The organism is Pseudomonas sp. LBUM1671, assembly GCF_059695685.1.
On the sequence record NZ_CP166782.1, the window covers coordinates 1,111,858 to 1,128,395 of the forward strand.

Sequence of the window (16,538 nt, forward strand, 5' to 3'; positions counted from 1 at the left end):
AAAAGGAGGCCGTAACGGGCCTCCCTTTTCATTGCCATTTGCCGTTACAAACTGGCAATCCGCGCATGCTGCTCGGCCAGCTTGCCCAAAGCCTGTTCAGCTTCAGCCAGTTTGGCGCGTTCCTTCTCGATAACTTCGGCCGGAGCCTTGTCAACGAAACCGGCGTTCGACAACTTGCCTCCCACCCGCTGAACTTCACCCTGCAAACGCAGGATTTCCTTGTCCAGGCGTGCCAGTTCGGCGTCTTTGTCGATCAGGCCAGCCATCGGCACCAGCACCTCCATCTCGCCGACCAGTGCAGTAGCGGACAGCGGTGCTTCTTCACCGGCAGCCAACACCGTGATCGATTCGAGGCGCGCCAGTTTCTTCAACAGGGCTTCGTTCTCGGTGAGACGACGCTGATCTTCGGCGCTGACGTTTTTCAGGAACAGGTTCAATGGCTTGCCCGGACCGATGTTCATCTCGCCACGGATGTTGCGCGTGCCGAGCATCAGCTCCTTGAGCCATTCGATGTCGTTCTCGGCCGCCGGATCGATGCGCTCTTCATTGGCCACTGGCCAAGGCTGCAGCATGATCGTCTTGCCTTCGATACCGGCCAGCGGCGCGATGCGCTGCCAGATTTCTTCGGTGATGAACGGCATGAACGGGTGCGCCAGACGCAACGCGACTTCCAGTACCCGAACCAGCGTGCGACGGGTGCCGCGCTGACGTTCAACCGGGGCATTTTCGTCCCACAGCACAGGCTTGGAGAGTTCCAGATACCAGTCGCAATACTGGTTCCATATGAACTCGTACAAGGCTTGGGCGGCCAGGTCGAAACGGAACTGGTCGAGCTGACGGGTCACTTCGGCTTCGGTGCGTTGCAGTTGCGAGATGATCCAGCGATCTGCCAGCGACAGTTCGTAGGCTTCGCCGTTCTGGCCGCAGTCTTCGCCCTTGTCCAGAACATAACGCGCGGCGTTCCAGATCTTGTTGCAGAAGTTGCGATAGCCCTCGACGCGGCCCATGTCGAACTTGATGTCGCGACCGGTGGACGCCAGCGAGCAGAAGGTGAAGCGCAGGGCGTCGGTGCCGTAGCTGGCGATGCCGTCGGCGAACTCGTCGCGGGTCTGCTTCTCGATCTTCTTCGCCAGTTTCGGCTGCATCATGCCGGAGGTGCGTTTTTGCACCAGGTCTTCGAGCTCGATACCGTCGATGATGTCCAGCGGGTCCAGGACGTTGCCCTTGGACTTGGACATCTTCTGGCCTTGGCCATCTCGCACCAGACCGTGAACGTAAACGGTCTTGAACGGAACCTGCGGCGTGCCGTCTTCGTTTTTCACCAGGTGCATGGTGAGCATGATCATCCGGGCAACCCAGAAGAAAATGATGTCGAAACCGGTCACCAACACGTCGGTCGAGTGGAATTTCTTCAGGAATTCGGTCTGCTCAGGCCAGCCCAGGGTGGAGAAGGTCCACAGGCCCGAACTGAACCAGGTGTCGAGAACGTCGTTGTCCTGTTGCAGCGCAACGTCCGGGCCGAGGTTGTGCTTGGCGCGGACTTCGGCTTCGTCGCGACCGACGTAGACTTTGCCCGACTCGTCGTACCAGGCCGGAATCCGGTGACCCCACCACAACTGACGGCTGATGCACCAATCCTGGATGTCGCGCATCCACGAGAAGTACATGTTTTCGTATTGCTTGGGCACGAACTGGATGCGGCCGTCTTCAACGGCGGCAATCGCAGGCTCGGCCAGTGGTTTGGTCGACACGTACCACTGGTCGGTCAGCCACGGCTCGATGATGGTGCCAGAACGGTCGCCTTTCGGCACTTTCAGGGCGTGATCGTTGACGCTGACCAGCAGGCCGGCGGCGTCGAATGCGGCAACAATTTGCTTACGGGCTTCGAAACGGTCGAGGCCGGCGTATTCCGCCGGGATCTTGCCGTCGATGCTTTCGTTGAGCGTGCCGTCAAGGTTGAACACCTGACAGGCCGGCAATACAGCGGCGTTCTTGTCGAAGATGTTCAGCAGCGGCAGGTTGTGGCGCTTGCCGACTTCGTAGTCGTTGAAATCGTGGGCCGGGGTGATTTTCACGCAACCGGTGCCGAATTCAGGATCGCAGTAATCGTCGGCGATGATCGGAATGCGGCGGCCGACCAGCGGCAGCTCGACAAATTTGCCGATCAAGGCTTTGTAGCGCTCGTCGTTCGGGTTCACCGCGACGGCGGCGTCGCCGAGCATGGTTTCCGGGCGAGTGGTCGCGACGATCAGGAAATCGTTGCCTTCAGCGGTCTTGACGCCGTCGGCCAGCGGGTATTTCAGGTTCCACAGGAAACCTTTCTCGTCGTGGTTTTCCACTTCGAGGTCGGAAATTGCCGTGTGCAACTTGGTGTCCCAGTTGACCAGACGCTTGCCGCGATAGATCAGGCCGTCTTCGTGTAAACGAACGAACGCTTCTTTAACGGCTTCCGAGAGGCCGTCGTCCATGGTGAAGCGCTCGCGGCTCCAGTCCACGGACGAGCCGAGGCGGCGGATCTGACGGCTGATGTTGCCACCGGACTGATCCTTCCATTCCCAGACTTTCTCAAGGAATTTTTCACGGCCCAGATCGTGACGGCTCTGGCCCTGAGCTTCGAGTTGGCGCTCCACCAGCATTTGCGTGGCGATACCGGCGTGGTCGGTGCCCGGCTGCCACAGGGTGTTGCGACCCTGCATGCGGCGGAAACGGATCAGGGCGTCCATGATTGCGTTGTTGAAGCCGTGACCCATGTGCAGGCTGCCGGTGACGTTAGGCGGCGGGATCATGATGGTGTAGGACTCGCCCGCGCCTTGCGGGGCGAAGTAATTCTCAGACTCCCAGGTGTTGTACCAGGAAGTTTCAATGGCGTGCGGCTGGTAGGTCTTATCCATGCGCGGCGGGACCCTATTGGCATTTATTCAGGAAAAGCCGGCAAGTATAGCGGGGCATGGGGCGCAGGGCGAGCGAGCAGGTGCCGAGCTGATCATCAAAAACTATGTCTATCGGATAGGGGCGGCGTTGCTTGTGTGGCGAAGGAGGGCCTGAGCATTTTTAATACTTCAGTTTTTGAGGCGAAGACTGGCGTGGTGTGCTTGTTGGTTATAAATAATTTTTGATTGATTCCATATGGATCTATTTAACTGTTATTTCTGACAGTTGCTGAAGGCTGTGATGAGTATTAGTGTTGAAGGTGATCAGGTTGTTAATTACAACTTTGATTGTGCCGGTCTTTCAACTAAATAATATTTTATATAGGGAGTCTCGATATGAAACGGATGTTGATGGTCGCCGTCTGTATGGTGTTCACTGCAAGTGCGTTTGCTGTCACGCTTACCGGCATTCCGGACGTGGATGAAGTGCTTCAAAACCGCAGTGAAGAGCACTATATGACTGATGCTACATGGCATGAAGTAACAAGGTTGCCAAGTGAAATAGGTCCAACCAAGAACTTTGTTATTGTTGGCAATAATTCATCAAAAAGTACGTTCATTGATGGTGACGACTTTCCGCGGGTTGAAGTCAAGCCGGGATATGCTGCGACAGTTGTATATGATCGTGATCAAAAAAAATGGGTAACCGCGAGAAATGAAAAACAACCAGACGGTATGGGGCATGTGTCGCCGCCTGGGCAGTAGTCATCGTTCTTGTCTTGGGCTGCCGGGTAAAATCATCAGTCTAGCCCGGAAATAGGTTTTTCCTATTTCGCCCCAACACCCGATGCCTGCATCGGGTGTTTTATATTTCAGCGACTGTCGCGCTGCCTTCTCGCCGCTTAACTTTGATACTGACTGAGCAACCGTTCCATCCGCGCATCCAGCCGGCGCTTGATCTCGGTTTCGATGTGCGGGGCGAAGTCGTCGATTACGTCTTGCATGATCAACAGCGCGGCAGCGCGCAGTTCGCTATCGAGGTGCAGCAAGGCGTCAGGGCCTTTGCTGGCCGCCGGCGCCGTTTGCGCGGCAGGGGCGGGCGGTGTCGGTTCGACGGTCTGCGGCGCGCCGCCGACTGAATCGAACAACATTGGAATCTGTTCCTGGTCACCGTCATTGACCGTGTCGGTCAGCAGTGGCGGTTGCAGGTTGTCATCGCCGAGCAGTTGGCGGATCGACTCGAGGTCGTCCAGCAGGTGCGCGGACTTCTGTTGCGGTTTCGGAGTGTCCATCGGAATGCTCAGAGTCGCTGTAAACGGTGGTCTTGCAGAGGATAGCCCTGTTCGCGGTAGAAACGGAAACTCTCCCGCGCGGCCGCGCGAATCGTCGGATCTTCCACCACTACTTCCGCCACGCGGGCGAACTTGTTGGCGAATACCGGCACCTTCAGGTCGAGATTGACCAGCAGATCCTGATGCAGACCGCAGTCATCGCCAAGACCCAGGACAATCAAACCCTCTGGTTCGATTTCGGCAGGACCATGGGGCACGAAGCTTTCACCCTTGAAGGCCCACAAACGTGCATCGAGATCCTCGCGCTGGGCGGCATCGCTGCAATGCAGGTAAATGCGGTGGCCCATGCGCCAGGCTTTCTCGGTGAGCTTGCAGGCGAAATCCAGCCGTGCCGACGGATCGGCGCTGGGCAGGATGTAGAAGTCGACTTTGGTCATTGCGGTTCCTGAGCCAGCAGCAGCGTCACCCGAAAGTGACGCCGCCGCGGGTCATCGGTTTCAGGCTTTGGCGCGGTCCAGCAGGTATTGGGTCAGCAACGGAACTGGACGGCCAGTAGCGCCCTTGTCCTTGCCGCCGCTGGTCCATGCGGTGCCGGCGATGTCCAGGTGCGCCCAGTTCAGGTTTTTGGTGAAGCGCGACAGGAAGCAGGCAGCGGTGATGGTGCCGGCTTTCGGGCCGCCGATGTTGGCGATGTCGGCGAACGGGCTGTCCAGCTGCTCTTGGTACTCATCGAACAGCGGCAGTTGCCAGGCGCGGTCGTCGGCAGCCTTGCCGGCGCTCAGCAGTTGGCCGATCAGCTCATCGTTGTTGCCCAGCAGGCCGGAGGTGTGCGCGCCCAGTGCAACGACGCAAGCGCCCGTCAGGGTGGCGATGTCGATCACGGCTTGCGGCTTGAAGCGCTCGGAGTAGGTCAGGGCATCGCACAGCACCAGACGGCCTTCGGCGTCGGTGTTGAGGATTTCCACGGTCTGGCCGCTCATGGTGGTGACGATATCGCCCGGACGCGAAGCGTTGCCGCTCGGCATGTTCTCGGCGCAGGCCAGGATGCACACCAGGTTGATCGGCAGTTTCAGCTCGAGCACGGCACGCAAGGTGCCGAACACGCTGGCAGCACCGCCCATGTCGTACTTCATTTCATCCATGCCCAAGCCAGGCTTGAGGCTGATGCCGCCGGTGTCGAAGGTGATGCCTTTGCCGACCAGTGCGTACGGCTTCTCGGATTTCTTGCCGCCGTTGTATTGCATGACGATCAGGCGTGGCGGCTGGGCGCTGCCTTGGCCGACTGCGTAGAACGAGCCCATGCCCAGGTCCTTGATCTTCTTTTCATCGAGGACTTCGACTTTCAGGCTCTTGAACTCTTTGCCCAGGTTCTTGGCTTGTTCGCCGAGGAACGTTGGATGGCAAATGTTCGGTGGCAGGTTGCCCAGGTTACGGGTGAACGCCATGCCGTTGGCGATCGCAGTGGCGTGGGCCACGGCGCGCTCGACTTCGGCCTGTGCAGCCTTGATGGTCACCAGAGTGATTTTCTTCAGGGAGCGAGGTTCAGCTTTCTGGCTCTTGAACTGGTCGAAGGCGTATTCGCCGTCCACCAGGGTTTCGGCCAGCAGACGGGTCTTGCCGTAGCTGTCGCGGCCTTTGACCACGACCTCGTCCAGCGCCAGCACGGCATCACTGCCGCCCAGGCCTTTAAGGGTATTGAGGACGCCGGCGATGATTTTGCGGAACGGGCGGTCGCCCAACTCTTCGTCTTTGCCCACGCCGACCAGCAGAACGCGTTCGGCCTTGAGGTTCGGCAGGCTGTGCAGCAACAGGCTCTGGCCGACTTTGCCAGCCAGGTCGCCGCGCTTGAGAACAGCGCTGATGGCGCCGCCGCTCAGTTCGTCGAGTTGTTTGGCGACGGCACCGAGCTTGCGGTCTTCGCCGACGGCGACCACCAGAGTGGCGGTCTTCAACGTTTCTGGGCTGACGCTTTTTACAACCAGTTCCATGTCCGGGTCCCTGAATTAATGGTCAACGTGCGCGGGCAAATCGGCGGCGCACAGACGCTTGCTTATAGATAGAAAGACGCAGGTCACGGCCCGCGACAAAGGCCGCAGTTTGAACCTCGCTCACTGCGCCTGACAACCCTCGGTTGTACGATCTTCAACGCATTACCCGCCTGCTTGAGCATGCGCAGTGACAGGCGCACCCAATCACAGGATAATGCGCCAACTTTTTCGGCGGCTCTGCCCTGCGGGCCGTCTGATACGTTTGCTTGTTTGGCCGCCTTAGCCTGACAACCCTGGAGTGTCTGGTTTGATTGTCTTCCGTTATCTGTCCCGCGAAGTCCTGTTGACCTTGAGCGCCGTCAGCGCCGTGCTGCTGGTCATCATCATGAGCGGTCGCTTCATCAAATACCTCGCCCAGGCGGCCTCGGGTCTGCTGGATCCGGGCTCCCTGTTTCTGATCATGGGCTTTCGCCTGCCGGGTTTCCTGCAACTGATCCTGCCGCTGGGCCTGTTCCTCGGGATCCTGCTGGCCTACGGTCGCTTGTACCTCGAAAGCGAAATGACCGTGTTGTCGGCCACTGGCATGAGCCAGCAACGTCTGCTTGCCATGACGCTGTTTCCGGCCACGCTGGTTGCGCTGGTCGTGGCCTGGCTGAGCCTGAGCCTGGCGCCACAAGGTGCCAATCAGTTCCAGCTGCTGCTGAACAAGCAGGATGCGCTGACCGAGTTCGATACCCTGGAGCCGGGTCGCTTCCAGGCCCTGCGCGACGGCACCCGGGTGACCTACACCGAGCAGCTATCGGATGACCGCATCAATCTGAACGGTGTGTTCATTTCGCAAAAAAACATCAACTCCGACAAGAAGGATCGCGGGATTTCCGTGCTGGTGGCCGAGAAGGGCCGTCAGGAAATCCGCCCTGACGGCAACCGCTACCTGATTCTCGACAACGGCTATCGCTACGACGGTAACCCGGGGCAGGCCGACTACCGGGCAATCAAATACGAAGAGTACGGTGTATTGCTGCCCAAGCCGGACGTCAGCGACGAAGTCACCGACCGCGATGCAATGACCACCCGTTCCTTGATCGGCAGCGATGACATTCGTTCGCGCACCGAGCTGCAATGGCGTTTGTCCCTGCCGTTGCTGGTGTTCATCGTGACCCTGATGGCGGTGCCGCTGTCGCGGGTCAATCCACGTCAGGGCCGTTTCCTCAAGCTGCTGCCGGCGATTCTTCTTTATATGGCTTACCTGAGCATCCTGATTGCCGCACGCGGCGCCCTCGAAAAGGGCAAGATCCCGCCGGCGCTGGGGTTGTGGTGGGTTCACGCAATCTTCCTGGCCATTGGCCTGGGCTTGCTCTACTGGGAGCCGTTGCGCTTGAAGATGGCGAGTCGCCGCAGTGCGCTGGAGGTGGCCCGTGGTTAAGCTCGATCGCTACATCGGTAGCAGCGTATTCGTCGCCATCCTGGCGGTGCTGGGGATTATCCTTGGCCTGGCGACCCTGTTTGCCTTCATCGATGAGATGAGTGACGTCAGCGACACCTACACCTTGATGGACGTCTTGAGCTACGTCTTGCTGACCGCGCCCCGTCGTTTGTATGACATGTTGCCGATGGCAGCATTGATCGGTTGCCTGATCGGTCTGGGCAGCCTGGCCAGCCACAGCGAGCTGACCATCATGCGCGCCGCCGGTGTGTCGGTCGGCCGGATAGTCTGGGCGGTCATGAAGCCGATGCTGGTGCTGATGGTGGTGGGTGTGCTGATCGGCGAATACGTCGCGCCGGCCACCGAAGTCACCGCTCAGGCCAACCGTTCCCTGGCTCAGGGTGGCGGCGATGCGCAGAGCGCCAAGCATGGTTTGTGGCATCGCCAGGGCGACGAGTTCATTCACGTCAACTCTGTGCAACCGAACGGTTTGCTGTACGGCGTCACCCGTTATCGTTTCGACAATGAGCGTCATATGCTGTCGTCCAGCTTCGCCAAGCGGGCGAAGTTCGATCAGGATCACTGGCAACTGAGCGACGTCACCACCACGCTGTTCCATGAAAAGAGCACCGAAGTGGTCACCACCCCGGTCGAGCGTTGGGATGTTGCCTTGAGTCCGCAACTGTTGAGCACGGTGGTGATGTCGCCGGACACCCTGTCGATCAGCGGCCTGTGGGGTTACATCCACTACCTGGCAGACCAGGGCCTGAGCAACGGCCGTTACTGGCTGGCGTTTTGGGTCAAGGTGTTGCAGCCGCTGGTAACCGCCGCGTTGGTACTGATGGCGATTTCCTTCATCTTTGGTCCGTTGCGCTCGGTGACTCTCGGTCAGCGGGTGTTCACTGGCGTGCTGGTCGGCTTCACCTTCCGTATCGTCCAGGATTTGCTGGGGCCTTCGAGCCTGGTGTTCGGTTTCTCGCCGCTGTTTGCGGTGCTGGTTCCGGCCGGTGTCTGTGCCTTGGCCGGTGTCTGGCTGTTGCGCCGAGCCGGCTGATCAGGGGGTTTCCTCGACCTCGCTGGTGATAAAAAACGCCCCTGTCGCAAGACCGGGGCGTTTTTGTAGGTGCCGTCTGACCTGTGAACGTGACGCTTGCGCCGTGGATCAGGTACAATTCCCGGCTATTTTTCGGCGGGCTATGCCTGCAGCCTTTTTGAGTGTTGATCCGTGAGTGATTTGAGTCATATCCGCAATTTCTCCATCATCGCCCACATTGACCATGGCAAGTCGACGCTGGCCGATCGCTTCATCCAGATGTGCGGCGGCCTTGCCGAGCGCGAAATGGAAGCCCAGGTGCTGGACTCCATGGACCTGGAACGTGAACGCGGGATCACCATCAAGGCCCATAGCGTCACCCTGTATTACACCGCTCGCGATGGCATCAAGTACCAGCTGAACTTCATTGACACCCCGGGCCACGTTGACTTCACCTACGAAGTCAGCCGGTCGCTGGCGGCCTGTGAAGGTGCGTTGCTGGTGGTCGATGCCGGTCAGGGCGTTGAAGCGCAGTCCGTTGCCAACTGCTACACGGCGATCGAGCAGGGCCTGGAAGTCATGCCGGTCCTGAACAAGATCGACCTGCCACAGGCCGATCCGGACCGCGTCAAAGAAGAAATCGAAAAAATCATCGGCATCGATGCCACCGATGCGGTCGAGTGCAGCGCCAAGACCGGCCTGGGCGTCGACGAAGTCCTCGAACGCCTGGTTCACACCATTCCTGCGCCGACCGGCAACTACGAAGATCCGCTGCAAGCGTTGATCATCGACTCCTGGTTCGATAACTACCTGGGCGTTGTTTCCCTGGTACGCGTGCGTCACGGTCGTGTGAAGAAGGGCGACAAGATTCTGGTCAAGTCCACCGGCAAGATCCACCTGGTGGACAGCGTCGGTGTCTTCAACCCGAAACACACCGCCACCGTTGACCTGAAGGCCGGCGAAGTGGGCTTCATCATTGCCGGCATCAAGGACATTCACGGTGCACCGGTGGGTGACACTCTGACCTTGAGCTCCACGCCAGACGTTGACGTGCTGCCAGGCTTCAAGCGCATTCAGCCGCAGGTCTACGCCGGCCTGTTCCCGGTCAGCTCCGACGACTTCGAAGATTTCCGTGAAGCCCTGCAAAAGCTCACGCTCAACGATTCGTCCCTGCAGTACACCCCGGAAAGCTCCGACGCCCTGGGCTTCGGCTTCCGTTGCGGGTTCCTCGGCATGCTGCACATGGAAATCATCCAGGAGCGCCTGGAGCGCGAGTACGACCTGGACCTGATCACCACGGCGCCGACGGTAATTTTCGAGCTGTTGCTGAAAACCGGTGAAACGATTTACGTCGACAACCCGTCGAAGCTTCCGGACGTGTCTTCGATCGAAGACATGCGTGAGCCGATCGTGCGGGCCAATATTCTTGTGCCGCAAGAGCACCTGGGCAACGTCATTACCCTGTGCATCGAGAAGCGTGGCGTGCAACACGACATGCTGTTCCTCGGGTCCCAGGTCCAGGTGACCTACGATATTCCGATGAACGAAGTGGTCCTGGACTTCTTCGACCGTCTGAAATCCACCAGCCGCGGCTATGCTTCGCTGGATTACCATTTCGACCGTTACCAATCGGCTAGTCTGGTGAAACTGGATGTGCTGATCAACGGCGACAAGGTCGACGCCCTGGCGTTGATCGTGCACCGGGACAATGCGCACTACAAAGGTCGCCAGTTGACCGAGAAGATGAAAGAACTGATTCCGCGCCAGATGTTCGACGTCGCGATCCAGGCCGCCATTGGCGGGCAGATCATTGCGCGGACCTCCGTCAAGGCTCTCAGAAAGAACGTATTGGCCAAATGCTACGGCGGTGACGTTAGCCGTAAGCGCAAGCTGTTGGAAAAGCAGAAGGCCGGTAAAAAACGCATGAAGCAAGTCGGCAACGTGGAAATTCCACAAGAAGCCTTCCTTGCGGTGCTCAGGTTGGATAGTTAGGTCCTATGTCACTAAATTTCCCGCTGTTGCTGGTCATCGCCGTGTTCGTCTGCGGCCTGTTGGCGTTGCTCGATCTGCTGTTCCTGGCGCCTCGGCGCCGGGCTGCCATCAACTCCTATCAGGGGAGCGTCAGCCAGGCTGACATGGTGGTCGTCGAGAAACTGAACAAAGAGCCGCTGCTGGTCGAATACGGCAAATCCTTCTTCCCGGTGTTGTTCATCGTGCTGGTGCTGCGTTCGTTCCTGGTGGAACCGTTCCAGATTCCTTCTGGCTCGATGAAGCCGACCCTCGACGTTGGCGACTTCATTCTGGTGAACAAGTTTTCTTACGGGATCCGCCTGCCGGTGATCGACAAGAAAGTCATCGAAGTCGGTGATCCACAGCGCGGCGATGTGATGGTGTTCCGCTACCCGAGCGATCCGAACGTCAACTACATCAAGCGTGTGGTGGGTCTGCCGGGTGACCAGATTCGCTACACCGCCGACAAGCGTTTGTTCGTCAACGGCGAATCGATTGCCGAACAGCTGGTCGGCTCCGAGCCGGGCACGCTGGGCAGTGCCGAGCTCTACAAGGAAAAACTCGGTGTCGCCGAGCACTTGATCCGCAAGGAAATGAGCCGCTACCGCGCCACGCCGGACCATTCGTGGACCGTGCCGGCCGGGCACTACTTCATGATGGGCGACAACCGCGACAACTCCAACGACAGTCGCTATTGGGATGATCCGAGCATTCCCAAGGATCTGCTGGGCATGGTTCCCGACAAGAATATCGTCGGCAAGGCCTTCGCAGTCTGGATGAGCTGGCCGGAACCCAAACTCAGTCACCTGCCGAATTTCTCGCGGGTTGGCCTGATCAAGTAATCACACACGGCGCTGTTGAACACAGCGCCGAATGCATTTCTGGAGCCGCCACAATCGGCGCCGGACGCATGAAAACAATGATATTCAGGACGTAATTTTTGAACACAGCGTTAATTGTCCCAAGCCTGCGCCGCATCACGGCCATGGCGGTGGAATCCAGCCACGAACTCAGCGTGGGTAAACCGTGAGCGTCTCCTTAAGCCGTCTAGAGCGTCAGCTCGGCTACACCTTCAAGGATCAGGAACTGATGGTCCTGGCCCTGACTCACCGCAGCTTTGCCGGGCGCAACAACGAACGCCTGGAATTCCTCGGTGATGCCATCCTCAACTTCGTCGCTGGCGAGGCGCTGTTCGATCGCTTCCCGCTGGCGCGCGAAGGCCAGTTGTCGCGTTTGCGCGCACGTCTGGTGAAAGGTGAGACGCTGGCCGTACTGGCCCGCGGTTTCGATCTGGGCGAATACCTGCGCCTGGGCTCCGGTGAGTTGAAAAGCGGCGGTTTCCGTCGCGAGTCGATTCTGGCCGATGCCCTTGAAGCGCTGATCGGTGCGATCTACCTGGATGCCGGCATGGACATGGCGCGCGAGCGTGTGCTGGCCTGGCTGGCCGGAGAGTTCGAAGGCCTGACGCTGGTCGACACCAACAAAGATCCAAAGACCCGCCTGCAGGAATTCCTGCAATCGCGTGGGTGTGAGCTGCCGCGTTACGAAGTGGTGGATATCCAGGGTGAGCCGCATTGCCGGACGTTCTTCGTCGAATGTGAAATCACCTTACTGAATGAAAAAAGCCGAGGTCAGGGTGTGAGTCGTCGTATTGCCGAACAGGTAGCGGCCGCCGCAGCACTGATTGCCCTGGGTGTGGAGAATGGCAATGACTGATTCAACTGCAACTCGCTGTGGCTATGTTGCCATCGTCGGCCGTCCCAACGTGGGCAAGTCCACGCTGCTGAACCACATCCTGGGTCAGAAACTGGCGATCACCTCGCGCAAGCCGCAAACCACCCGCCATAACATGCTGGGCATCAAGACCGAAGGCGCCGTGCAGGCGATCTACGTCGACACCCCGGGCATGCACAAGGGCGGCGAAAAGGCTCTGAACCGCTACATGAACAAGACCGCTTCGGCGGCGTTGAAAGACGTCGACGTGGTGATCTTCGTGGTGGATCGCACCAAGTGGACCGACGAAGACCAGATGGTCCTCGAACGCGTCCAGTACGTGACCGGCCCGCTGATCGTGGCACTGAACAAGACCGATCGCATCGAAGACAAAGCCGAGCTGATGCCGCACCTGACCTGGTTGCAGGAACAGCTGCCCAACGCGCAGATCATGCCGATCTCGGCCCAGCACGGGCACAACCTCGAAACGCTGGAGCGTATGATTGCCGGCTACCTGCCGGAAAACGATCACTTCTTCCCGGAAGACCAGATCACTGACCGCAGCAGCCGCTTCCTCGCTGCTGAACTGGTGCGCGAGAAAATCATGCGCCAGATGGGCGCCGAGCTGCCGTACCAGATCACCGTCGAAATCGAAGAGTTCAAGCAGCAGGGCAAAACCCTGCACATCCATGCCTTGATCCTCGTCGAACGTGACGGTCAGAAGAAGATCATCATTGGCGACAAGGGCGAGCGTATCAAACGTATCGGCACCGAGGCGCGCAAGGACATGGAGTTGCTGTTCGACTCCAAGATCATGCTCAACCTCTGGGTGAAAGTGAAAGGCGGCTGGTCCGACGACGAGCGCGCCTTGCGTTCGCTGGGTTACGGCGACCTGTAACACCGGATCCAGATACACCGAAGAACCCCTGTGGGAGCGAGCCTGCTCGCGATGAGGACCTGAAATTCAACATCACTGTTGACTGACAGACCGCAATCGCGAGCAGGCTCGCTCCCACATTGGTTTCTGGTCGTTTATAAGATCGCGTTTCTTCATTGAGAACTCCATGTCCCAGCCCATCGGCCAACCCGCCTACGTCCTCCACTCCCGCGCCTACCGCGAAAGCAGCGCGTTGGTGGACTTCCTCACGCCGCAAGGTCGGCTGCGGGCGGTATTGCGTAGCGCGCGGGGCAAGGCCGGGACATTGGCCCGGCCGTTCGTGCCGCTGGAAGTCGAGTTTCGCGGGCGGGGAGAGCTGAAGAACGTTGGGCGAATGGAAGCCGCCGGTGTTTCGACCTGGCTCAACGGTGAGGCGCTGTTCAGCGGCCTCTACCTAAACGAACTGCTGATCCGCCTGTTGCCTGCCGAAGACCCGCACCCCGGTGTGTTCGATCACTACGCCGCGACATTGCTCGCGCTGGCCGAAGGTCGCCCGCTGGAACCGTTATTGCGCTCTTTCGAGTGGCGCCTGCTCGACGACCTCGGTTACGGTTTCGCCCTGACCACCGACATCCACGGTGAGCCCATCGCCCCGGACGGCCTCTACCGTTTGCAAGTGGACGCCGGCCTGGAGCAGGTGTACCTGCTGCAACCCGGCCTGTTCAACGGCACCGAACTGTTGGCCATGGCCGAGGCCGACTGGACCGCACCCGGCGCATTGTCCGCTGCCAAGCGTTTGATGCGTCAGGCACTGGCCGTGCACTTGGGCGGCCGACCTTTGGTCAGTCGCGAACTGTTTCGCAAGCCATAGTCTTCCCCGTATGCTGTGCGCCGAATCTTTAATTCAGGAGCGCTTCCGTGACCACCAGCAATCGCATTCTTCTTGGCGTGAACATCGACCACGTTGCCACCCTGCGTCAGGCCCGGGGAACTCGCTACCCGGATCCGGTCAAGGCAGCACTGGACGCGGAAGAGGCGGGCGCTGACGGCATCACCGTGCACCTGCGCGAAGACCGCCGCCACATCCAGGAGCGCGACGTGCTGTTGCTCAAGGACGTGCTGCAAACCCGCATGAACTTCGAAATGGGCGTCACCGAAGAAATGATGGTGTTCGCCGAGCGCATCCGCCCGGCGCACATTTGCCTGGTCCCGGAAACCCGTCAGGAACTGACCACCGAAGGTGGCCTGGACGTGGCGGGGCAGGAGGCACGGATCAAGGCGGCAGTGGATCGCCTGGCGAAGATTGGCTGTGAAGTGTCGCTGTTCATCGATGCGGACGAGCGCCAGATCGAAGCGTCCCATCGGGTAGGCGCACCGGCGATCGAACTGCACACCGGTCGTTATGCCGATGCCGAGACACCGACCGACGTGGCTGAAGAACTCAAGCGTGTGGCGGATGGCGTGGCGTTTGGCCTGGCTCAAGGCCTGATCGTCAATGCCGGCCACGGTCTGCACTATCACAACGTTGAAGCGGTGGCCGCGATCAAGGGCATCAACGAGCTGAACATCGGCCATGCGCTGGTGGCGCATGCGTTGTTTGTCGGGTTCAAGTCGGCTGTGTCCGAGATGAAGGCGTTGATCCTGGCTGCGGCGTTGAAGGGCTAAGACCGAGGTGCTGCCTTCGCGGGCAAGCCTCGCTCCTACAAGTACGAGTTGAGCCACAACATTGTGTTCGACGCGGTCCTGTAGGAGCGAGGCTTGCCCGCGAAGGCGTCATTGAAACAACACAGGGTTAAAGCTGCGGGCTTTCCTGACTCGGCTTGGTCTTGTCGACCCCCGGCACGTGCAGGTTACCTTCAGCCACCTGATCACCTTCAAGTTGCGGCTGCGTGACCCACGTCAGGATGTCGTAGTAGCGACGGATGTTTGCCACGAAGTGTACCGGCTCGCCGCCGCGGGCGTAGCCATAACGGGTCTTGCTGTACCACTTCTTCTCTGACAGGCGCGGCAGGATCTTCTTCACGTCCAGCCACTTGTCGGGGTTCAGCCCTTCCTTCGCCGCCAGTTTGCGCGCGTCATCCAGGTGACCGCTGCCGACGTTGTAGGCCGCCAGGGCAAACCAGGTGCGATCCGGCTCCTGGATCGACTCGTCCAGCTGATCCTTCATGTAGGCCAGGTATTTGGCGCCGCCCATGATGCTTTGCTTGGGATCAAGGCGATTGGACACGCCCATGGCCTGTGCCGTGTTCTGGGTCAGCATCATCAGCCCGCGAACACCGGTCTTGGACGTGACCGCGGCTTGCCACAACGATTCCTGATAGCCGACGGCCGCCAGCAGGCGCCAATCGACTTTCTCTTTCTTGGCGTATGCCTTGAAGTGTTGTTCGTACTTGGGCAAGCGTTGCTGCAAGTGTTGGGCGAAGGTGTAGGCGCCCACGTAGCCGAGGACATCGACATGTCCGTAGTAACGGTCTTTCAGACGTTGCAGAGTGCCGTTTTTCTTCACCTTGTCGAGATACGCATTGATCTCGTTGAGCAGGCTATTGTCGTCACCCATCGCCACGGCCCAGCTTTGATCGCTGGCGTCACCGAGGTCGAAGGCGACCCGCACTTTGGGGAAATAGACCTGGTTCATTGCCACTTCGTTGGAGTCGACCAGGGTCAGGTCAATCTGGCCTTCATCGACCATGCGCAGCAGGTCGACGACTTCAACCGCGTCGGACTCTTCGTATTCAATGCCGGGATACTTCTTTTTCAGCTCCGCCAACTGTCCAGCGTGGGTGCTGCCCTTGAGCACCATGATCTTCTTGCCGACCAGATCGCCCGCGTCGGTCGGCCGTGACTGGCCGTTGCGGTAGATGATCTGCGGGGTGACTTCCAGGTAGGAGTGGGAAAACCGCACCTGCTGTTTGCGTTGCTCGCTGCTGACCAGACCGGCAGCAGCCAACACCGGGCCGTTAGGCTTGCCCACCTGGTTGAACAGGTCGTCAAGGTTGTCGGCGGTCTCGATCTTGAGTTCCACCCCCAGATCGTCGGCGAAGCGCTTCACCAGCTCGTATTCGAAGCCGGTTTCACCGTTGCGATCCTGAAAGTAGGTGGCGGGGCTGTTTCGGGTAACCACCCGCAGCACACCATCCTCCTTTACGCGCTCCAGTGTGTTGGGTTTATCAACACAGCCACTGAGCATCAGGAAGAGTCCGGTTGCGATCAGCCATTTGGCGTATCGCGGACGCAAAGCCGTTGGGGAAAACATCTGCGCAGTATACGCAAAGGACCACGACCGCCATATCTCGACAGCGAAGGGCTTGTCTGCTAGGGAGCGAAAAACC

14 protein-coding genes are annotated in these 16,538 nt (G+C 59.3%); 9 read left to right on the forward strand and 5 right to left on the reverse strand.

The window, feature by feature from the left end; genetic code table 11:
- Positions 1–44 precede the first annotated feature (44 nt).
- Positions 45–2,891: a valine--tRNA ligase gene (locus ACA060_RS04915; protein ID WP_497315761.1), complete on the reverse strand. Its 2,847-nt coding sequence runs from the start codon at positions 2,889–2,891 to the stop codon at positions 45–47.
- Positions 2,892–3,266: 375 nt separating this feature from the next.
- Here ACA060_RS04915 and ACA060_RS04920 point away from each other — a divergent pair, with 375 nt between their 5' ends.
- Positions 3,267–3,635 carry a hypothetical protein gene (locus tag ACA060_RS04920; RefSeq protein ID WP_497315763.1) on the forward strand — a complete coding sequence of 123 codons (369 nt, stop codon included), beginning with the start codon at positions 3,267–3,269 and terminating at the stop codon, positions 3,633–3,635.
- Positions 3,636–3,772: 137 nt separating this feature from the next.
- On the opposite strand, the gene ACA060_RS04925 is transcribed toward ACA060_RS04920, so the two are convergent.
- The 3 genes from ACA060_RS04925 to ACA060_RS04935 are packed head-to-tail and all read right to left on the reverse strand — an operon-like array spanning position 3,773 to position 6,150.
- Positions 3,773–4,162 (reverse strand): DNA polymerase III subunit chi, encoded by a 390-nt coding sequence (locus ACA060_RS04925; protein WP_109628114.1) that lies wholly within the window; start codon positions 4,160–4,162, stop codon positions 3,773–3,775.
- An 8-nt stretch (positions 4,163–4,170) separates the two neighbouring features.
- Positions 4,171–4,599, reverse strand: a complete 429-nt coding sequence (locus ACA060_RS04930) for a DNA polymerase III subunit chi (protein ID WP_497315765.1) — start codon at positions 4,597–4,599, stop codon at positions 4,171–4,173.
- 60 nt (positions 4,600–4,659) lie between these two features.
- Positions 4,660–6,150: a leucyl aminopeptidase gene (locus ACA060_RS04935; RefSeq protein WP_497315767.1), complete on the reverse strand. Its 1,491-nt coding sequence runs from the start codon at positions 6,148–6,150 to the stop codon at positions 4,660–4,662.
- A gap of 307 nt (positions 6,151–6,457) precedes the next feature.
- On the opposite strand from ACA060_RS04935, the gene lptF reads away from it, so the two are divergent.
- From lptF to pdxJ, 8 genes are all read left to right on the forward strand, one after another.
- Complete coding sequence (gene lptF, locus ACA060_RS04940) at positions 6,458–7,576, forward strand: LPS export ABC transporter permease LptF (RefSeq protein WP_109628117.1); 1,119 nt, start codon at positions 6,458–6,460, stop codon at positions 7,574–7,576.
- Entirely contained in the window at positions 7,569–8,630 is a 1,062-nt protein-coding gene (gene lptG / locus ACA060_RS04945) for an LPS export ABC transporter permease LptG (protein WP_109628118.1), read from the forward strand. The genes lptF and lptG overlap by 8 nt, the downstream gene beginning before the upstream one ends.
- Positions 8,631–8,801: 171 nt before the next feature.
- A complete protein-coding gene (lepA, locus tag ACA060_RS04950) occupies positions 8,802–10,601 on the forward strand; it encodes a translation elongation factor 4 (RefSeq protein ID WP_090188076.1) in 1,800 nt (599 codons plus the stop codon).
- A 5-nt stretch (positions 10,602–10,606) separates the two neighbouring features.
- Entirely contained in the window at positions 10,607–11,461 is an 855-nt protein-coding gene (lepB, locus tag ACA060_RS04955; protein WP_109628119.1) for a signal peptidase I, read from the forward strand.
- A 184-nt stretch (positions 11,462–11,645) separates the two neighbouring features.
- Positions 11,646–12,335, forward strand: coding sequence for a ribonuclease III (rnc, locus tag ACA060_RS04960; RefSeq protein ID WP_010463056.1), 690 nt, complete (start codon positions 11,646–11,648; stop codon positions 12,333–12,335).
- Complete coding sequence (era, locus tag ACA060_RS04965) at positions 12,328–13,230, forward strand: GTPase Era (protein ID WP_497315770.1); 903 nt, start codon at positions 12,328–12,330, stop codon at positions 13,228–13,230. Before rnc ends, era begins: the two co-directional genes overlap by 8 nt.
- Before the next feature lie 166 nt (positions 13,231–13,396).
- Positions 13,397–14,080: a DNA repair protein RecO gene (gene recO, locus ACA060_RS04970; protein WP_010463052.1), complete on the forward strand. Its 684-nt coding sequence runs from the start codon at positions 13,397–13,399 to the stop codon at positions 14,078–14,080.
- A gap of 47 nt (positions 14,081–14,127) precedes the next feature.
- Positions 14,128–14,874 carry a pyridoxine 5'-phosphate synthase gene (gene pdxJ / locus ACA060_RS04975; RefSeq protein ID WP_497315773.1) on the forward strand — a complete coding sequence of 249 codons (747 nt, stop codon included), beginning with the start codon at positions 14,128–14,130 and terminating at the stop codon, positions 14,872–14,874.
- Between the two features lie 127 nt (positions 14,875–15,001).
- On the opposite strand, the gene mltF is transcribed toward pdxJ, so the two are convergent.
- Complete coding sequence (mltF, locus tag ACA060_RS04980) at positions 15,002–16,462, reverse strand: membrane-bound lytic murein transglycosylase MltF (protein WP_497315775.1); 1,461 nt, start codon at positions 16,460–16,462, stop codon at positions 15,002–15,004.
- Positions 16,463–16,538: the final 76 nt, after the last annotated feature.

Bases quoted from the DNA above. Each gene is read 5' to 3' on its own strand.
- era (WP_497315770.1), top strand. From the start codon at position 12,328: ATGACTGATTCAACTGCAACTCGCTGTGGCTATGTTGCCATCGTCGGC.
- ACA060_RS04930 (WP_497315765.1), bottom strand. From the start codon at position 4,599: ATGACCAAAGTCGACTTCTACATCCTGCCCAGCGCCGATCCGTCGGCA.
- ACA060_RS04920 (WP_497315763.1), top strand. From the start codon at position 3,267: ATGAAACGGATGTTGATGGTCGCCGTCTGTATGGTGTTCACTGCAAGT.
- mltF (WP_497315775.1), bottom strand. From the start codon at position 16,462: ATGTTTTCCCCAACGGCTTTGCGTCCGCGATACGCCAAATGGCTGATC.
- recO (WP_010463052.1), top strand. From the start codon at position 13,397: ATGTCCCAGCCCATCGGCCAACCCGCCTACGTCCTCCACTCCCGCGCC.
- ACA060_RS04915 (WP_497315761.1), bottom strand. From the start codon at position 2,891: ATGGATAAGACCTACCAGCCGCACGCCATTGAAACTTCCTGGTACAAC.
- ACA060_RS04925 (WP_109628114.1), bottom strand. From the start codon at position 4,162: ATGGACACTCCGAAACCGCAACAGAAGTCCGCGCACCTGCTGGACGAC.
- ACA060_RS04935 (WP_497315767.1), bottom strand. From the start codon at position 6,150: ATGGAACTGGTTGTAAAAAGCGTCAGCCCAGAAACGTTGAAGACCGCC.
- lepB (WP_109628119.1), top strand. From the start codon at position 10,607: ATGTCACTAAATTTCCCGCTGTTGCTGGTCATCGCCGTGTTCGTCTGC.